Origin of the sequence: Lentzea nigeriaca (assembly GCF_016907955.1) — a bacterium.
Lineage (GTDB): Bacteria > Actinomycetota > Actinomycetes > Mycobacteriales > Pseudonocardiaceae > Lentzea > Lentzea nigeriaca.
The window spans coordinates 157763-175693 of record NZ_JAFBCX010000004.1; the positions used below are offsets into that span (position 1 = coordinate 157763).

Genomic DNA, 17931 nt, shown 5'->3' on the forward strand with positions numbered 1-17931 from the left:
CAGGGATGTCCCCTGCTCCTAACAGAAGATCTCGTTGACGACCTTGTCGTGTGGCCGACGATCGTGGTACCGCACGACACCGTCCGGACGAGAACCGTTCGAGGTCGTGCGCGGTCGTGCGTGGTCGAGATGATGTCGCCGTCCGCCCAGAAGACCGACGGGTTCCAGCGGGTGATGTCGACGGACTTGCCGTCCACGAGGCCGTACGCGTGGCGGCATTCAAGATGCCGTCAGTAGGGCTTCCGCGCCGCTTTCATGGCCGAAACGAGCATGGACCGCACTTTCGGCCAATGCACGTCCTGCTGACACGAGTAGGCGGGGAAGAAGCCGCCGCATGTCCCCGTGCTCGTGCCGATCTCCCACACGAAGCTGGGCACGCCCAGGTCCTCGTACACCCAGTCGTCCGTGGCGCCGGACGCGTTGTACAGCAGCTCGCCCGGCTGACCCGCCCGGAATCCCGACAGCGCGGCCATGTCCTGCGCCATCCTGCGCAGCGCCGCGTCGTTGCCGGTCTTCTGCGTGCTCCAGCCCCACGGGAACAGCACGAAGTTGCCGTAGCTGTGCATGGAGATCACGGCGCCCGTGGTGTCGGCTGAAGCGGCGGCGGTGTCACCAGGCGCTCGGGTGTCGCGGTACAGCTTGCGCCACAACGACTCCAGCGCCCGCGTCTCCACCTCGGAGTCGGCGCGCGCCCCGCCGTAGACCTCGCTGCACTTGTTCGTGGACGTACCGACCTCGCCCCAGTGCGAGCCCGCGTTGCGGTTCAGGTCGACGCCGCGCTGGCCGGACGAGCAGGTGCCGTTGGCGTTCTTGCGGTGCGGCACCGGGGAGTCGCCGCCGGACTCGACGATCTCGACGCCGTCGGGGTTGGCGATCGGCACGACCCAGACCTCGGTCGAGCCGAGCATCGCGGCGAGATCAGGGGCGCTGACCAGGTCGTCGATGAAACGCCACGCCATGTCGCCGGTGGTGATTTCGCGCGCGTGGAGTTGTCCCATCACGAACAGGCGCGGTTTCGGCGCGGCGGGCGTCAATGCGCAGTCACCTGGGCTTTTCCGCGTGATGCAGATGGCTTTCAGGTCATATCCGCCATTGCCCTGGGTCTTGCGCCACGAGTCGCCGTAGTCGACGACGGTGGCGAGTTCGGGATGGGCCTCGGCCACCTCGTCGAGATGAGCGATATGCGCGGTGACGGTCCGGTAGCCGCCGAAGTACGTCGAATCGCCGAGAGAACGCGGAGCCCATTGAGACGGAGGCATCACCGTCTCAATAGCGGGCTGGAAGCCGTCCGAACGAAGCTTGTCGGCGGTGCGCGCGTCGCCCACCACGAACAGATCCGCGCCGTCCCGCTGCTCCAGGACGTCGTAGCCGAGACCGAGCAGTCGTTGCGCGGAGGATCCCAGCGGAGCGGGCACACGCAGCACAAACGTCGACTGTGGACCGTCCGCCGGCGCCGGCGAGGGACTCAGGAGGAGGCCGAGACAGGCGAGCAGGGCCAGTGCGATCCGCATGATCAACGATGATCGACTGTTCGTGTGAGTCACGCCAGTCCGTTCGACCGACCGGATGATTACCGCCCGGTGCTTGGGACTCCGAATCCGCCCACTTGGCGCAATGTGACGTAAATCAATAGGATTTACACCAGCATCGCAGCGGTTATTGTGCTGACAAGCCGAAACCGACTCGACGAACAGCGAGGTCCGCGCGCAAGTCCTGGGAAGAAAACGGGAGTGCTCACCATGGATCATCTCTACAACGCCAACGTCACCGAGATCTCCCTTTCCTTCCCGTGGCGCGGTTCCCTCACGGACGACGACGAGGGGTTGGAGCCGACCATCGTTCGCAGCATGGACTGACGAAACCCGGGGGTCCCCCATGTCCGGCCTGTCCACCGTCGTCAAGGGCACCGGCCCGGCCCTGCTGCTCGTGCACGGCGCGGGCGGGAGCGTCCAGGCCAACTACGGCCCGATCATCGGGACCCTCACCCAGTACTTCACCGTCATCGCGCCCGATCTGCCCGGCTCCGGCGGCTCGCCGAAGGCCGCGGCGCCGCTCGACCTGGAGAAACTCGCCGACGACCTGGTCGCCGTCGCGGTGGCGGCCGGGCACGAGTCGTTCTTCGTCTGCGGCTACTCGATGGGCTGCGCGGTCGCCGTCACGGCGGCGGTCCGGCATCCCGAGCGCGTGCGCGGCCTGGTGCTGAGCACGCCGTTCACCAAGATCGACGCAGCGACCAGGGCGAAGATCGACCACTGGAAGTCGTTGCTGGACGGGTCCCGCGAGGTGCTGTCGCGGTTCATCCTTTCGGTGATGTGCAGCAAGGAGTACCTGGCCCGGCTCACGCCCGCGCAGGCGGAGGGCTTCGCCGAGCTGATCGCGGCGAGCGTGCCGACCGGGTCGCCCTCGCACGTCGACCTGATCCTGAAGATCGACCTGTCGGGTCTCCTGCCGCGGGTCACGCAGCCGACGCTGGTGATCGGCGCGTCCGGCGACCAACTGCTGTCGCGCCACCTCGGCAAGGAGGTCTCCGACCTCATCCCCGGTTCGAAGTACACCGAGATCGCGTGCGGGCACGCGATCGCGCTGGAGTCCGCGATGCCGTGGGCGCGGCTGATCACGGACTACCTGACATCGGTGTAATTACGCGGCTGTAAGAGTACGCGGGGAGCTTTCGTACTCTCTGAGCGCACGGAAGGGCCCCGCGTGCTGTCAAACAGTGCGGAGGCGGTGGGCCAGCGCCGTGTGGCGGCGGCCCGCGCCAACGGTGCGGACGGCTTGGCCGATCGCGCGTTTGCTGCCGACAAGCACGACTAGCTTCTTCGCGCGCGTGACGGCCGTGTAGAGCAGGTTGCGCTGCAACATCATCCACGCGCTGGTCGTGATCGGGATGACCACGCACGCGTACTCGCTGCCCTGCGAGCGGTGGATGGTCATGGCGTAGGCGTGGCTGAGCTCGTCCAGTTCGGAGAAGTCGTAGTCGACCTCTTCGTCCTCGTCGGTGCGGATGGTCAGCTTCTGCTCGACCGGGTCCAACGCGATGACGACGCCCAGAGTGCCGTTGAAGACGCCGTTCTTGCCCTTGTCGTAGTTGTTGCGGATCTGGGTGACCTTGTCGCCGACCTTGAACACCCTGCCGCCGAAGCGTTTCTCGGGCAGGTTGTCCCGCGACGGCGTCAGGGCTTCCTGCAGCACGGTGTTCAATGCGCCGGCACCGGCCGGTCCGCGGTGCATCGGCGCGAGAACCTGGATGTCCTTGCGCGGGTCGAGCCGGAACTTGCGCGGGATGCGGTTCGCCACGACGTCGACGGTCATCGTCGCGGCCTCCTCCGCGTCGTCGGTGCTGAAGAGGAAGAAGTCCGGAAGTCCTTGCACCAGCGGGTAGTCACCGCTGTTGATGCGGTGGGCGTTCGTGACGACGCCTGACTCCTGGGCCTGGCGGAAGATGTGCGTGAGCCGGACGTTCGGGATCGGGCTTCCTTGCGCCAGAACGTCTCTGAGCACCTCCCCCGCACCCACCGACGGCAGCTGGTCGACGTCGCCGACGAGCAGCAGGTGGGCGCCGGGCGGCACGGCCTTCACGAGTTTGTTGGCCAGCAACAGGTCCAGCATCGACGCCTCGTCCACGACGACGAGGTCGGCGTCCAGCGGGTGGTCGCGGTCGAACGCCGCGTCGCCGCCGGGCTTGAGTTCGAGCAGGCGGTGGACGGTGCGGGCCTCGTGGCCGGTCAGCTCGGTGAGGCGCTTGGCGGCACGTCCGGTCGGCGCCGCCAGGACGATCTTGGCCTTCTTCGCCTGGGCCAGGCGCACGATCGAGCGGACGGTGAAGCTCTTGCCGCAGCCAGGGCCACCGGTGAGCACCGCGACCTTCTGCGTCAGCGCGAGCTTGACCGCTTCCGCCTGGTGCTGTTCGAGTTCGGTGCCGAGCCAGGCGAACGCCTTGTCCCAGTCGACGGTCGCGAAACTCGGCATGCGGTCGTTGTCCGCGTACAGCAGGCGTTTGAGCTGCGATGCCATCGAGATCTCCGCGCGGTGGAACGGGATCAGGTAGATGGCGATCTCGTCGTCCGGCAGCTCCTCCCGGACGACGCCTTCCTCCTCGACGAGCTCGGCGAGGCAGTCGATGACGAGGCCCGTGTCGACCTGGAGGATCTTGATGGCATCCGCGATGAGCGACTGCTCCGGCAGATAGCAGTTGCCGTCGGTGGTGGCCTCGGAGAGCGTGAACTGCAGGCCCGCCTTGACGCGTTGCGGGCTGTCGTGCGGAATGCCGACCGCCTTGGCGATCACGTCGGCGGTCTTGAAGCCGATGCCCCAGACGTCGTTCGCGAGGCGGTAGGGCTCTTCCCTCACGACCTCGATGGCCTTGTCCGTGTACTGCTTGTAGATGCGGACGGCGAGGCTCGTCGAGACGCCGACGCCCTGGAGGAAGACCATGACCTCCTTGATGGCCTTCTGCTCCTCCCACGCCTCCGCGATGAGCTTGGTGCGCTTCGGGCCGAGCTTCGGGACCTCGATGAGGCGCTCCGGCTCGTTCTCGATGACGTCCAGCGCGTTGACGCCGAAGTGCGTGACGATCTTGTCCGCGAGCACCGGGCCGATGCCCTTGATCAGGCCGGAACCCAGGTAACGGCGGATGCCCTGGATGGTCGCGGGCAGGATCGTCGTGTAGTCGTCGACGTGGAACTGCTTGCCGTACTGCGGGTGCGAGCCCCAGCGGCCGCGCATGCGGATGGACTCGCCCGGCTGGGCACCGAGCAGTGCGCCGACGACCGTGACGAGGTCGCCGCGGCCGGTGTCGACCTTGGCGACGGTGTAGCCGTTGTCCTCGTTGGCGTAGGTGATCCTCTCCAGGACCGCTTCGAGGACGTTCATGGCGTGGAACTTACCCTGCGGGTTCTGCACACGATCTTCACAAGTTGTCCCGGCGTCCTCCACGACATGCACATAAAGTCACCGCCATGACAGGTCAGCGCCGGGTGCTCGTCGTGGAGGACGACATCACGATCGCCGAGTCCGTGGCCGTACGGCTGCGGGCGGAGGGGTTCGTGGTGATGGTCGCCCATGACGGCCCCTCAGGGGTGGCTGCCGCCGCTTCGTTCGTGCCTGACCTGGTCGTTCTGGACGTGATGCTGCCGGGGTTCGACGGGCTCGAGGTGTGCCGGCGGATCCAGGCGTCGCGTTCGGTGCCGGTGCTGATGCTCACCGCACGAGGGGACGAGACCGATCTGCTGGTCGGTCTCGCCGTGGGGGCCGACGACTACCTGACGAAGCCGTTCTCGATGCGCGAGCTCGCGGCGCGGGTGCACGTGCTGCTGCGCAGGGTGTCGCGGGCGGCCACGTCGCGGTCGCTGGAGCTCGGGGACCTGGTGATCGACCTGGCCGCGCGGCGGGTCTCCCGTTCGGGGGTGGAGGCTCATCTGACGCCGACCGAGTACGACCTGCTGGTGTTCCTGGCCGAGCGGCCGTCGGCCGTGCAGGCGCGGGAGCGGTTGCTGGCGGAGGCGTGCGGGTGGCACGAGGGAGCGTCGTCGCGGACGGTCGACAGCCACGTGAAGGCGCTGCGGCGCAAGCTCGGGGCCGACCTGATCAGGACCGTGCACGGGGTGGGGTACGCGCTGGAGGTTCCCCAGAAGAAGGTGTCTCAGTGAAGACATTGCTGGGCTGGCTCGACATGCTGCCGCGTCCGCTGGACTCGGTGCGGTCGATCAAGCTCAAGCTCGGGATCGTCATCGTGGTGTCGGGATGCGTGTCGTTCGCGTACTTCCGTTACGTGACGGGGTGGCTGCCACCGCGGACGACGTTGATCGCGCTGGCCCTCGGCCTGCTGACGTCGCAGCTGCTGGCGCACGGCATGACCTCGCCGCTGCGGGAGATGACCTCCGCGGCGCGGTCGATGGCGTCCGGGGACTACTCGCGCTCGGTCCGGGCGACGTCGTCCGACGAGGTCGGGCAACTGGCCGAGGCGTTCACGGTGATGGCAGCCGACCTCGCCGCCGCCGACCGGCAGCGGCGTGAGTTGATCGCGAACGTGTCGCACGAGCTGCGGACGCCGATCTCGGCCCTGCAGGCCGTGCTGGAGAACGTGGTCGACGGGGTGGCTCAGGCCGACGCGGCCACGATGAAGACGGCTTTGGCGCAGACCGAACGGCTGGGACGGCTCGTCACCGAGCTGCTCGACCTGTCGAAGATCGACGCCGGGGTGCTGTCGCTGAACCGGGAGACCCTGTCGGTGTCCTCGCTGGTCGCCGACGTGGTGGCCGAGGCTGCCGTGGCGGCACCCACGGCGTCGTTCTCGATCGACGTGCCAGGGGATCTGACGGTGTTCGCCGACGGGGAACGGCTGCACCAGGTGCTGGTGAACCTCGTGGACAACGCTGCCAGGCACGGACCCACCGAGGGGTTGGTGTCCGTGTCGGGGTCGTCGTGCGCGGGTTCGGTGGTGCTGGAGGTTCGGGACGAGGGGCCGGGGATCGCTCCGGAAGACCGGTCGCGGATCTTCGAGAGGTTCACCCGAGGGGAGAGGGCGGGCGGTGGTGGGACCGGGCTCGGTCTCGCCATCGCCCGGTGGGTGGTGGACCTGCACGGCGGGACGATCGCCGTGGTGGATCCCGGGTCTTGCATCCGGGTGACTTTGCCTCGCTGACTTTCTTGTTCGCACCGCCGAGGTGGTGTGACGGTGAAGCACGCCCATTTTCGGGCTTGGGAGAGAGAGACATGACTGACTCGACGGAATCGCCATCGGCCGGCTCGTCTGGTGCGGACGGGGCTGCTGCTCGGCGGCGGTATCGGAACTTCCGGAAGGTGGGGTATCGGCCCGTTGCCGGATCCGGAGAGCCGGACTCGGCTGAGAACGACGAGGAACTTGCGGAGGTCGAGGGCGCGGAGCGCGCCGAGGACGATGGCGCCGCCGAGGGTGCCGAGATCGACGGCTCGAAGCGCGCCGAGCACGAAGGCGCGGCGGCCACGGAGAGCGTTGAGGGCGGGCGCGCGGAGGCAATCGAGGGCGGCGAGAGCGGACGCGCGGAGGCAATCGAGGGTGCTGCGGCAGGCTCGCGCAGGGGTACCCCCGAGCCGGGAACCCCTACAACTCAACCTACTCAGGGGGACCGACAAGATCAGCCGGCTCAGGTCGCCACCGCCACCCTGCCTCCGCCCTCACCCTGGCAGGGCCCGCCCCGCTACCCCACCGCCGGCCCGATGGTCGTTCCGACGCCGGCCCCGCTCCTGCCCTGGTGGACCCCACCTGCGACGCCCGCGTCCAGCAAGGTCCTCGTCGCGGGCCTCGTCGCAGGCCTGGGCGCCGCAGTCCTCGCCCCGCCGAACAACGGCATCGGCTGGTTCCTCGCGGGTCTGTTCGGCGTCGGCGCGGTCCTGTTCTACGCGGGCAAGCCGTCGATCGAGCGCGCGCTCTGGCTGGCGGGCGCGCTGGCGTTCCTGGCGATGGGCTTCCTCCGCGCGGCTGAGTGGATCTTCCCGCTGTGCGTGCTCGCGTCGATGATGTGCGGTTCGATCGCCATGGCGGGCGGCAGGACGGTTCGCGGGCTCGTCTTCGGTGCGCTCGGGGTCGGGCTCGGCGGGCTGCGGTCGCTGCCGTGGGTCGCGAAGGGGCTCAGCAAGCGCGGGCCGGTCGGCATCAGGCCGCTCATCTCCGTCGGCGTGGCAGTGGCGTTGCTGCTGATCTTCGGATCGCTGCTCGCCGGGGCCGACCGGGCGTTCGGGAAGTTCCTCGAGAGTCTGGTGCCGGACCTCGAGATCGACGGGTTCGTGCGGTCGGCGTTCTTCGGCGGTGTCGCGGCGTTCGGTGCGCTGGGTGCTTGTTACCTCGTGGCGGCGCCTCCGAAGATCAACGAGGACGCGGCGGGCAAGCCGGGGTCGTTGCGGGTCAAGGACTACGCGCTGCCCGTGGGTGTGCTCGTGTTGTTGTTCGCCGGGTTCGTGGGCACGCAGCTCGCGGTGCTGTTCGGTGGCGAGAAGTACGTGATGGAGACGGCGGGCGTGACGTTCGCCGAGTACGCGAGGTCCGGGTTCTGGCAGCTGCTGTGGGTTTCGATCCTGACGCTCGGAGTCATCGCCGGTGTGGCGCGGTTCGCGGCGAAGAAGACGGCGCAGGAGCAGTTGTGGCTGCGGATTCTGCTCGGGTCGCTCGCCGTGCTGACGCTCGTGATCGTGGCGAGTGCGTTGAGCCGTATGTGGTTCTACCAGCAGGCGTACGGGTGGACGGTGCTGCGGTTGCTCGTCTCGTCGTGCGAGATCTGGCTCGCGGTCGTCTACCTGATGGTGATCGGGAGCGGGATCACGTTGCGCGCCGACTGGTTGCCGAAGGCGATCGTCGGGACGGGCACGGCGTTCTTCCTCGCGGTCCTGGTGATGAACCCCGAGCAGGTGGTGGCCGACTACAACGTCAGCCGGTTCGAGGCGACGCGGAAGATCGACGCGGTCTACCTGTCGCGGTTGTCGGAGGACGCGGTGCCCGCCCTCGTCAGGTTGCCGGAGCCGCAACGCTCGTGTTCCTTGCGGTGGTTGAAGGATCGCCACGTCGAGCAGGACTGGCGGGAGTGGAACCTCGCGCGGCACAACGCTCACAAGTCACTCGAAAGTGTTGCGGTGACTGACGTCACCTGTGAGTCGACCTACTCCGGAGAGCGGTAGTTCGTTAACTGCCGGTAAAGTTGCTGGTCCACAAGCTGTCGAGAGGGTGAGAAGTGACGCTGTCGTGACCATTGCGGCCGAACCCGTTGTTCTTCGATCGATGTTCACGGCAGGCGAGGCGCCCACCCCGCGCACGCTCCTGGACATCCTGCGCACGAGTGCCGAACAGCACCCGGACGCGCCGGCCGTCGACGACGGCACCACCGCGCTCACGTACCGCGCGCTCATCTCGGAAGTACTGGAACTGAAGGAAAAGCTCGCCGCCGAAGGCGTCGGGGTCGGCGACCGGGTCGGCATTCGCGTGCCGTCCGGAACCGTCGACCTCTACGTCTCGATCCTGGCGACCCTCGCGGCTGGCGCGGCCTACGTGCCCGTCGACTTCGAGGACCCGGACGAGCGAGCGGAGCTCGTGTTCGGCGAAGCGGGCGTGTCCGCCGTGCTCGGCGAAGGCCGATCCCTGGTGCTGCACGGCACTCCGCTCGGCATGCCGGGTGAGCCTGGTCTCGACAACGACGCCTGGATCATCTTCACGTCCGGCTCCACCGGCAAGCCCAAGGGCGTCGCCGTGACGCACCGTTCGGCTGCTGCTTTCGTGGACGCCGAGGCGCGCCTGTTCCTGCAGGACGAGCCGATCGGCCCCGAAGATCGCGTGCTGGCGGGACTTTCCGTCGCGTTCGACGCCTCCTGCGAGGAGATGTGGCTCGCGTGGCGTCACGGCGCCTGCCTGGTGCCCGCGCCGCGGTCGCTGGTGCGCACCGGCATGGACCTCGGCCCGTGGCTGGTCGAGCAGGAGATCACGATCGTCTCCACGGTCCCGACGCTCGCCGCGCTCTGGCCGGTCGAGGCACTGGACGACGTCCGGCTGCTGATCTTCGGCGGCGAAGCGTGCCCGCCGGAGCTGGCCGAGCGCCTCGCCGTCGACGGTCGCGAGGTCTGGAACACCTACGGCCCGACGGAAGCGACGGTCGTCGCCTGCGCCGCGCGGATGACCGGCTCCGGTCCCGTGCGCATCGGACTGCCGTTGGACGGCTGGGAACTCGTCGTCGTCGACGCGTCCGGTGAGGTCGTGCCGATGGGCGAGGCGGGCGAGCTCGTGATCGGCGGCGTCGGCCTGGCGCGCTACCTCGATCTCGCGAAGGACACCGAGAAGTACGCGCCGCTGCCCTCCGTGGGCTGGGACCGCGCGTACCGCAGCGGCGACATGGTCCGCGCCGAGCCGGAAGGCCTCGTCTTCCTCGGCCGCGCGGACGAGCAGATCAAGCTCGGCGGGCGGCGCATCGAGCTGGGCGAGGTCGACGCGGCTTTGCTGGCGCTGCCCGGTGTCGCGGGTGCCGCTGCCGCCGTGCGCACCACGCGTGGCGGCAACCAGATCCTCGTCGGCTACGTCGTGGTCGACGGTGAGTTCGAACAGGCAGCGGCCGTCGAGCAGCTGCGGGCCGAACTCCCCGCCGCACTGGTGCCGTTGATCGCCGTGGTCGACACGCTGCCGACGCGCACGTCCGGCAAGGTCGACAGGGCTGCCCTGCCGTGGCCACTGGAGTCGCTCGACACCGCGGGTGCCGTGTTCTCCGGCCTCGAAGGCTGGCTGGCCGAGCAGTGGGCGGCCGTGCTGGGTTCGGGCCCGGCCTCCGAGGACGCCGACTTCTTCGCGTCCGGCGGCAGCTCGCTGTCCGCGGCGCAGCTCGTCTCGCTCGTGCGCACGCGCTACCCGAGCACGTCCGTCTCGGACATCTACCAGAACACGACGCTGCACAAGCTCGCGCGCCGCCTGGAGTCGTACGGCTCGACGGCGGAGGTGCGCGAGGTCGCCCCGACGCCGCGCTGGACGGGTGTTCTGCAGACGTTGCTGATGATCCCGCTGCTGACCATCTCCGGCGCGCGGTGGGTCGTCGCGCTGACGGCCCTGTCGAACGTGCTGGGCTGGACTTCAGTCTCCTGGTGGTGGGTCGTCGCCGGGTGGGCGGTGTTCATCTCGCCGCTGGGCAGGCTCGCGATCTCCGCCGGTGGCGCACGGCTGCTGCTGCGCGGCGTGAAGCCGGGCGAGCACCCGCGCGGCGGGTCCGTCCACATGCGACTGTGGACCGCCGAGATGCTGGCGCAGATGTCGCGCGCCACCGAGCTTTCCGGCTCGTGGGTGACGCACTACGCGCGGGCGTTGGGCGCGAAGATCGGCCCCGGCGTCGACCTGCACTCGCTGCCCCCGGTCACCGGCATGCTGAAGGTGGGCCGAGGTGCCGCGATCGAGCCCGAGGTGGACCTCTCCGGCTGGTGGCTGGACGGCGACCGCCTGGTGCTGGGCCGCATCCGCATCGGGGCGGGCGCCACGGTCGGCGCCCGCAGCACGCTGTTCCCCGGTGCCCGCATCGGCAAGCGCGCCGAGGTCGCTCCGGGCTCCGGTGTCGTCGGATCCGTGCCGACCGGCCAGCGCTGGGCCGGCGTACCCGCGATCCGCGAGGGCAAGGCGGCGCGTTCGTTCCCGTCCCGCCGTCCTTCGCGCTCGCACTTCTGGAGCTTCATGTACGGCGTGTCGTCCGGCCTGCTGGGCGCGCTGCCGTTGCTGGCCGGCGCTCCCGCCGTGCTGTACGTGCTGCGCCGGCCGGTGTCGCTGACGTCGGCGCTGTGGGACGTCCCGGTCGCCTCCGCGATCTGGTTCGGCTCCTACGCGTTGCTGGTGCTGTTCTTCGTGCGACTGCTGGGCATCGGCATGCGCGAGGGCCACTACCCCGTGCACAGCCGCGTGGCCTGGCAGGCCTGGACCACCGAGCGCCTGATGAACAACGCCCGCTCGGCCCTGTTCCCGCTGTACGCCTCGCTGTTCACGCCGGTGTGGCTGCGCCTGCTGGGCATGAAGGTGGGCCGCCGCGTCGAAGCGTCCACTGTGGTCGCTCTGCCGCGCATGACCCGCGTGGGCGACGGCGCTTTCCTGGCCGACGACACGATGGTCGCCTCCTACGAGCTCGGTGGCGGCTGGTTGCGCATCGCTACGGCCCGCGTGGGCAAACGCGCGTTCCTGGGCAACTCGGGCATGACCGCACCCGGCCGCACCGTGCCGAAGGGCGGCCTCGTCGGAGTGCTGTCGGCGGCTCCGAAGCGTGCCAAGGCGGGTTCTTCCTACCTGGGCATGCCTCCGATGAAGCTGCCGCGTGCCGCCGAGGTGTCCGACCAGTCCCGCACGTTCGACCCGCCCGCGCACCTGATGTGGGCGCGCGCTCTGGTCGAGCTGTGCCGGTTCGTCCCGGTGATGCTGAACGTCACCCTGGTCGTGCTCGTGCTCTTCGCCCTGAAGGAGTTCGGGCTGTGGTGGTCCGGCGTCGTGCTGCTGGGCGCCGGCGTCGCGGCCTGCCTGGTGGCCGCCATCGCGAAGTGGGCGCTCGTGGGCCGCTTCCGGGTGCGCGAGTACCCGTTGTGGTCGGCGTTCGTGTGGCGCAACGAGCTGGCGGACACGTTCGTCGAGGTGCTCGCCGTGCCGTGGCTGATCGGCTTCTCCGGTGGCACACCGATCATGAACTGGTGGCTGCGCTCCTTGGGCGCCTCGGTCGGCCGCGGTGTGTGGTGCGAGTCGTATTGGCTGCCCGAGGCCGACCTGGTGACACTGGGAACCGGTGCGTCGGTCAACCGCGGCTGCGTGGTCCAAACGCACCTGTTCCACGACCGGATCCTGCGCATGGACCGCGTTTCACTGGGTTCCGGCGCCACTCTGGGCCCGCACGGCATCGTCCTGCCCGGCGCTTCCGTCGGTGCCGACACCACGATCGGACCCGCCTCGCTCGTGATGCGCGGAGAGGATGTACCGTCGGGAACCCGTTGGCTGGGCAACCCGATCTCCGCGTGGACATGAGCTTCTCGGTACACCACTACGCCTTAGAGCTTGACTACAAGCCGCACTCCGCACGTCTCTCCGGACGTGCGGTGCTGCAGGCTTCCTGCACGTCGTTGTCGTCCATCGAGTTGTCCTTCGGGCCGCTGCGCGTGTCGAAGGTCCTGGTGAACGGCAAGCCCGCGCGGTATGTGCACTCGGCGGGCGTCCTGCGCGTGCGTGCGGCCGTGCGCGGCTCGTTCTCGGTCGAGGTCCGCTACTCCGGCACGCCGGTGCCGGTGTCCACGCCGGAGTGGGGCGACCTCGGCTGGGACCAGCTCACGGACGGCTCCCTGGTGGCCTCGCAGCCGATCGGTGCGCCGTCGTGGTTCCCGTGCCTGGACGAGCCTTCGTCCAAGGCCTCCTACCTGCTGGACGTCACCGCGCCCTCGCCGTATGTGGTCGTCTGCAACGGGGTTCTCGTCGACGGCAAGGTCTCCGGCAGCACCACGCGGTGGACCTACTCGATGGCGGCCCCGATGGCTACCTACCTCGCGACCGTCCAAATCGGACAGTACGTCGAAGCGCTGCCCGACGTGTGGGCACCGGCCCGGCTGCGCCGGCTCGTCGCGCACGACTTCGCGCGGCAGAACCAGATGATCGAGCTGTTCTCGTCGCTGTTCGGGCCGTATCCGTTCGCTCGGTACTCCGTGGTGGTCACCGACGACGAGCTCGACGTTCCCGTTGAGGCTCAAGGGTTGTCGACGTTCGGGGCCAACCACGTCGACGGGCGGCGGGGCTCGGAACGGTTGGTGGCGCACGAGCTGGCGCACCAGTGGTTCGGGAACTCCGTCGGGATCGCCTCGTGGGAGCACATCTGGCTCAACGAGGGCTTCGCCTGCTACTCGGAGTGGTTGTGGTCGGAGGCGTCCGGTGGGCGGACCGCGGATGCCTGTGCTGCCGCGGCTCGCGATCTGTTGTCGCGGTTGCCGCAGGATCTGGTGATCGGGCGGCCCGGTCGGGCTGACTGGTTCGACGACCGGGTCTACAAGCGCGGAGCGTTGACGTTGCACGCTTTGCGTCGCGCGATGGGCGACGACTCGTTCTTCGCGTTGCTGCGGGAGTGGTGTGCGCGGAACCGGCACGGTGTGGTGACCACTGAGGACTTCCTCGTGCTGGCCGGACATCGCGACCTGCTCACGCGCTGGCTGTTCGAACCGGGACTGCCAGCCTAGTCACAATCGCGTGTTCCCCTCCCCAGACGCCGGGTACCCGGCCTCGAACGGGAGGAGGAAGAAGACGTGCTGTATGTGGTACTCGGCTGTTCGGTGGTGTTCGCGTTGCTGGCGGTCGAGGTGATTCACCGGCTGGTCCGACGCTTCACCCACAGCGGCAGGATGTACCGGCCGGGCCAGGTGTTCGGAGCCCTGCTGGCAGCCCAGACGAGCCTGAGCGTGTACCCGGTCAACGCGCCGATCACCCTGCACGTACTGGGAATAGCGTTGATCCTGGCGGGGGCGTGGTTGCTCTCGGCGCTCATCAGCACGCTCGTGGACGTTTCGCTGGCGCGGGTGCGCACCGACGTCACGGACAACCGGCACGCCCGGCGCGTGCACACGCAGATCACGCTGGTGCGGCGGTTGGTGCTGGTGGTCATCGGTGTGCTGGCCGTGGGCGCCATCCTGATGACGTTCCCGAGCGCGCGGGCGATCGGGTCGACGGTGCTGGCGTCGGCGGCCGTCATCGGTGCTGTGGCTGCGTTGGCGGCGCAGTCGTTGCTGGGCAACGTGATTTCCGGGATGCAGATCGCGTTCAGCGACGCGGTGCGGCTGGATGACGTTGTGGTGGTTGAAGGTGAGTGGGGACGGGTCGAGGACATCACGCTGACGTACGTGGTGCTGCACCTGTGGGACGACCGGCGGCTGGTGCTGCCGACCTCGTACTTCCTCAAGACTCCCTTCGAGAACTGGACGCGCACGCAGTCGGCGTTGCTGGGCACCGTCGAGCTCGATCTGGACTGGACGGTGCCGGTCGAGGCGATGCGCCAGGAGATGCGGTCCATGTTGGAGGGCAACGATCTCTGGGACGGCCGGGTATCGGTGCTGCAGGTGACGGCCGCCACGCAGGGGTTCGTGCGGCTGCGGGCGCTGGTCAGCGCGGCCGATGCCGGCAAGCTCTGGGACCTGCGGTGCCTCGTCAGGGAACACCTGGTCGACTGGGTGCAGCGGCACCACAACGGAGCGTTGCCGCAGGTCAGGACGCGGGCGGTCACCGGGACGAAACGGCTGCAGCCGACCAGCGACCAGCACACCGACGCGCGGGTGTTCGGCGAGAGCCTCGACGGGGCGCAGCGGGAGCAAGCGTTTGCGGGCCCCAAGTAGCGTCGCGCTGCCCACGTGGTGACCTACGATCCCGCGCGTGGAGATCGCCAGAACCCGCCTGACCTGCCCGGAGTGCGGACAAGAGCTGTCCAGGGCAGGCGACGACGCCCCGTGGTGCGCAGCATGCGAGTGGAACCTGTTCGGCCCGGCGAGCAGGCTGGCGACGCGGTGGGATCGCGCGCTCTTCACCGAGTTCTTGCGGCAACGGCCGACCAAGCCGCCCCGCACGCCGCTCGGTGTGGCGCTGGTGATCGTGTCCGTGCTGCTCGGCCTGGTGCCGTTCGGACTTCTCGGGTGGGGTGCCTGGCTGCTGGCGACCGGGTCGTGGCTGGTCGGATCGCTGCTGCTGGTGCTCGCCTTCCTGCTGCGGCCGAGGCTCGGGCGGCTGCCGGGCAAGAACTACCGCCTTCGCCGAGAACAGGCACCGACGCTGTTCGGCCTGATCGACCGGGTCGCCGCGGCGGCAGGCACGCCGGTGCCGGAGATCGTCACGATCAGCTCGGAGTACAACGCCTCCACCTACCGGGCGGGGTTCCGGCGCACGACAGGGCTGGACATCGGCACCTTCCTGTTCGCGACCCTCAGCCCGCAGCAGCGCGTCGCCCTGCTCGCGCACGAGCTCGGGCACCAGGTCAACGGTGATCCGGCGCGGCTGCTGCTCGTTCAGCCGGCGCTGACGACGTTCGGCACGCTGGCGAACATGTTCGGGGCGTACGAGAACATTCGGGAGGTCGTCTTCGGCGGGAAGAGCATGGTGCCGTTGCGGTTCCTGATGTTCGTGATCGGCCAGGTGTTCCTGGTCGTGCAGGTGGCGCTGTCGGTGCTGGCGTTCCGCGACCACCAGCGGGCCGAGTACCTCGCGGACGGGGTGGCGGTGGACGTCGCCGGGTCAGCAGCGACCGCCAGCCTGATGGACAGGTTGGCACTGGGGTCACAGATCATCCGCCTCCTCGCCTACCGCGCGAACACCAAAGGCCCCGCTGACTGGCCGGCACTGGTCGCCGACTTCCACGCCGCACGGCAGGAGCAGATCGGCGCGTATCGGCAGCTCACATTGCGTGAGTCGACCCTGTGGGACAGCCATCCACCCTCGGGGCTGCGGGCACGGATCGTGGAGGCCTGGCCGCAGCAGGCGCCCGCGTTCGTGCTGAGCGAGCAGGAGTCGGCGCGGATCGATGGCGAGCTCGCCCGCTGGTACCGGCTCGCGCACCAGAGGTTGCTGGACTGACAACTACCGCTACTGGCCGCCGAAGGTGCGGGTGCCGGTCACGCTCGCCGGGGAAGGTCACGTCGCGCACCGGTCGAATCCGGAACTTCTGGCCGCGACGATCCGCGAGGTTTCCACCACACTGAGGTCATGAGAACCGGGGATCAGGTCGTCCAGAACCTGCCGTGGCGTTGGCGCGCGCAAGGCACGATCTTCGTCATCGGCGGGCTCGGGTTCCTGTTCGACGCGTGGGACGTCACCCTCAACGCGTTCCTGATCCCGCTGGTCAGCGCCGAGTGGGGGCTGAGTCTCGGCGAACGCGGGTGGGTCGGCACGGCCAACCTGATCGGGATGGCCGTCGGGGCGTTCGCGTGGGGTGCGATCGCGGACACCATCGGGCGCAAGAAGGCGTTCAGCCTGACGATCCTGATGTTCTCGATCTTCACGGTGGCCGGGGCCGCGTCGCAGGACTTCGTGACGTTCTGCGTGTTCCGGTTCCTCGCCGGGGTGGGGCTCGGCGGGTGCATCCCGGTCGACTTCGCGCTGGTCGGCGAGTTCACGCCCGCCAGGGTGCGCGGGCGGGTGCTGGCGGCGATGGACGGGTTCTGGCCGCTGGGAGCCACGTTGTGCGGGCTCACGGCGGCCTTCCTCGCCGGTCTGGGCAGCTGGCGGTTCCTGATGCTCACGATGGTGCTGCCCGCGCTGCTGCTGTTCTGGATCCGCAGAGGGGTGCCGGAGTCGCCGATGTTCCTCGTGGCCAAGGGCAGGCCGGAGGAAGCCAGGCAGGTCATCGACGGTCTGATCGCCAGAACCGGCGCGCCGCGGGAGGAGTGGCGGCTGCCTGACCCGCAGCAGGTGCAGAAACTCTCGCCGAAGGTGATGTTCGCGCAGCTCAAGGACATCTGGCGGTTCGACCTGCGGCGCACCGGAGCGATGTGGCTGATGTTCCTCGCCGTGTTCCTGCTGTACTACGGCGCCGTCACGTGGCTGCCGAGCATCCTCAAGGCGCAGGGCTACGGCACCTACGCGGCGTTCATGGTCACGACGGGAACGGTGGCGGTGGGCGTCGTGGCGGCGCTGATCAGCGCTTGGCTCGTGGACGTGTTCGGACGCAAGTGGGTCATCGCGGTCACCGCGCCACTCGCGTCGGCGGCCCTGGTCATGTTCGCGGTGCAGATCAACGTCGACACGGCCGCGAAGGCCTGGATCACGCTCTACGGGACGCTGATCCAGATCGCGATTCCCGCGCTGTACGCGTTCGCGCCCGAGCTCTACCCGACGCATCTGCGGGCCAGCGGGTTCGGGTGGGCGTCGACGATCAGCCGGATCGGGGCCGGGTTCGTGCCGGTGCTGCTCGGGGCGTTCCTGTGGCCGCGGCTGGGGCTGCCGCTGACGTTCGCGACGATCGGTGTCGTGGTGGTCGGCGGGGTGGTCGTGATGATGATCGCGGCGCCGGAAACGAAGATGCAACCGCTCGCGGAGCCCGCTCCGTCCTAGGCTCATGAGAAGACCGCTCGCCGTCGCGTTTTGCGCGCTGGCTCTCGGAAGCTGTGGTGCGAACGGTTCCCCAGCCGTGCCGTTGGCGGAGGTGCCGACCGTGTCCTCAGCAAAACCGGACAAGAACCGGATCGAGCAGGCGAAGCGCGACGGCCACCTCACCGTGCCACTGATGATCTCCGTGCAGCCGGGACGCGACGAGGAGGTCGAGCAGGCACTGACGAAGCTGGGCGCGACCGTCGAGTCGCGGGATTCCAGAATCGGTTACCTGCGGGCCGAGATGCCGGTGGACAAGGTGGAGGACGCGTACCTCATCTCCGGTGTGTCCAAAGTAGACTTGGACGAGCCCCTGAACAACAGGCTTCCAGAACCATGAAGGGAACCTTCCTCCACGTGAGGTG

At 68.8% G+C, this 17931-nt stretch carries 12 protein-coding genes; 10 read left to right on the forward strand and 2 right to left on the reverse strand.

The window, feature by feature from the left end; genetic code table 11:
* Nucleotides 1-230 precede the first annotated feature (230 nt).
* Nucleotides 231-1511, reverse strand: coding sequence for a M14 family zinc carboxypeptidase (locus tag JOD27_RS15225; RefSeq protein WP_204762902.1), 1281 nt, complete (start codon nt 1509-1511; stop codon nt 231-233).
* Between the two features lie 364 nt (nt 1512-1875).
* On the opposite strand from JOD27_RS15225, the gene JOD27_RS15230 reads away from it, so the two are divergent.
* Nucleotides 1876-2640 carry an alpha/beta fold hydrolase gene (locus JOD27_RS15230; protein WP_204762903.1) on the forward strand — a complete coding sequence of 255 codons (765 nt, stop codon included), beginning with the start codon at nt 1876-1878 and terminating at the stop codon, nt 2638-2640.
* 69 nt (nt 2641-2709) lie between these two features.
* On the opposite strand, the gene recD2 is transcribed toward JOD27_RS15230, so the two are convergent.
* Nucleotides 2710-4872 carry an SF1B family DNA helicase RecD2 gene (recD2, locus tag JOD27_RS15235; RefSeq protein ID WP_204762904.1) on the reverse strand — a complete coding sequence of 721 codons (2163 nt, stop codon included), beginning with the start codon at nt 4870-4872 and terminating at the stop codon, nt 2710-2712.
* Nucleotides 4873-4958: 86 nt separating this feature from the next.
* Here recD2 and JOD27_RS15240 point away from each other — a divergent pair, with 86 nt between their 5' ends.
* From JOD27_RS15240 to JOD27_RS15280, 9 genes are all read left to right on the forward strand, one after another.
* A complete protein-coding gene (locus tag JOD27_RS15240) occupies nt 4959-5648 on the forward strand; it encodes a response regulator transcription factor (RefSeq protein WP_204762905.1) in 690 nt (229 codons plus the stop codon).
* Between the two features lie 23 nt (nt 5649-5671).
* Nucleotides 5672-6643: a HAMP domain-containing sensor histidine kinase gene (locus tag JOD27_RS15245; protein ID WP_204763350.1), complete on the forward strand. Its 972-nt coding sequence runs from the start codon at nt 5672-5674 to the stop codon at nt 6641-6643.
* 158 nt (nt 6644-6801) lie between these two features.
* On the forward strand, nt 6802-8649 hold the full coding sequence (locus tag JOD27_RS46640; RefSeq protein WP_204762906.1) for a DUF4153 domain-containing protein: 1848 nt from the start codon (nt 6802-6804) through the stop codon (nt 8647-8649).
* Between the two features lie 100 nt (nt 8650-8749).
* Entirely contained in the window at nt 8750-12487 is a 3738-nt protein-coding gene (locus tag JOD27_RS15255) for a Pls/PosA family non-ribosomal peptide synthetase (protein WP_204762907.1), read from the forward strand.
* On the forward strand, nt 12484-13680 hold the full coding sequence (locus JOD27_RS15260; protein WP_204762908.1) for a M1 family metallopeptidase: 1197 nt from the start codon (nt 12484-12486) through the stop codon (nt 13678-13680). The genes JOD27_RS15255 and JOD27_RS15260 overlap by 4 nt, the downstream gene beginning before the upstream one ends.
* A 66-nt stretch (nt 13681-13746) precedes the next feature.
* On the forward strand, nt 13747-14826 hold the full coding sequence (locus JOD27_RS15265) for a mechanosensitive ion channel family protein (RefSeq protein WP_307830139.1): 1080 nt from the start codon (nt 13747-13749) through the stop codon (nt 14824-14826).
* A gap of 37 nt (nt 14827-14863) precedes the next feature.
* Nucleotides 14864-16054 carry a M48 family metalloprotease gene (locus JOD27_RS15270; RefSeq protein ID WP_204762909.1) on the forward strand — a complete coding sequence of 397 codons (1191 nt, stop codon included), beginning with the start codon at nt 14864-14866 and terminating at the stop codon, nt 16052-16054.
* A gap of 129 nt (nt 16055-16183) precedes the next feature.
* Nucleotides 16184-17530, forward strand: a complete 1347-nt coding sequence (locus JOD27_RS15275; RefSeq protein ID WP_204762910.1) for an MFS transporter — start codon at nt 16184-16186, stop codon at nt 17528-17530.
* A 100-nt stretch (nt 17531-17630) separates the two neighbouring features.
* Nucleotides 17631-17906 (forward strand): hypothetical protein, encoded by a 276-nt coding sequence (locus tag JOD27_RS15280; RefSeq protein WP_204762911.1) that lies wholly within the window; start codon nt 17631-17633, stop codon nt 17904-17906.
* The last annotated feature ends 25 nt before the right edge of the window (nt 17907-17931 follow it).